Consider the following 1,255-nt stretch of genomic DNA (forward strand, 5'->3'; position numbering starts at 1 on the left):
CGTCTCGGCGAACCCGAACTGGAACGACAGCAGGTAGACGGTGGGAACCCGGCCAAGCCAGAGCGCGAGCAGTGAGAAACTGAGGGCAGTCTTGGTGTTTCCGGCACCACGGTACGCGCCGAGGACGACTTGCAGGACGCCGATAAAGCCGAACTCGAAGGCACGGATGCGGACGTACTCGACGCCGAGGTCGATGGTCTGGGCGGCCGACTCGGTGCCGGTCGAGATGAAGAACCCGACGATTGGTTCGGCGAAGAGGTAGGCGACGACGCCGATGACGACCATGACGCTCGCGCCGACTTTCGCCGCCAACCAGACGGCGCTCTCGGCGCGGTCAGGTTTCTGTGCACCGAGGTTTTGCCCGACGATAGTGTTGGTCGCACGACCGAGGCCGAGTGCGGGGAGGAACACCAGTGACGTGAGGCGGTTACCGAGGCCGAACGCGGCGACGACTTCCGGGGCGAACGTGACGACCATCGCGGTGAGGGTGATGAACCCGAGTGCCGTCGCCGACTGCTCGATAGCACTCGGAACGCCGATGTCGACGATTTTCTTGATGTACTCGAACTGTGGTCGGAAGTCCGAGAGTTGGACGTCTGGGCCGGCGGAGGTGCCGAAGATGACGTAGATGCCGATGACAGTAGCGACGCCGCGCGAGAGGACCGTCGCATACGCTGCCCCGGCCACTTCGAGGCCGTCGAACCCAGTCGCAGCGAGGAGACTCGTTTCGAGGCCCCGGAGGCCGAGCATACCGAACAGTGGGTTCGACTCGAAGCCGAAGATGAAGATGGGGTCGATGAGGACGTTGATGACGACGCTGACGAACATCACGACCATCGGTGCTCGGGTGTTCCCGTACCCGCGCATGAGCGCAGAGAAGACGAAGAAACCGAAGAGAAACGGCAATCCGAGGAAGAACACGCGCATGTAGTCGCCGGCGAGGGGGATGACCTGACCTGCGGTCGCTGGTGAACTCGGGAGGACGGCGAGCATCGCGTCGGTGGCGAAGAATCCGATGACGCCCACGGTGATGGCGATGAGTGTGATGAACGTGAGCGTCTGACCGGCGACGGTGCCGGCGGAGCCTTCACTCTTCGCGCCGGTGTACTGGGCGACGAGCGTACTCCCTGCGACGGTGAACCCCCCGCCCACGGAGATGAGGAGGAAGATGAGCGGGAATGCGAGGCTGATAGCGGCGACGGCGTCAGTCGAGAGGCGGCCAAGCCACACCGTGTCGGCGAGGTTGTATGCCACC

The 1,255-nt window shown here is 63.8% G+C and carries 1 protein-coding gene; it reads right to left on the bottom strand.

Going from position 1 to position 1,255, the window contains the following annotated elements:
* Nucleotides 1–1,255 (bottom strand): MATE family efflux transporter (locus AUR66_RS01865; protein WP_058570825.1); only part of this gene is annotated, 1,255 nt, incomplete at both ends.

Source organism: Haloferax profundi (assembly GCF_001469865.1).
Lineage (GTDB): Archaea > Halobacteriota > Halobacteria > Halobacteriales > Haloferacaceae > Haloferax > Haloferax profundi.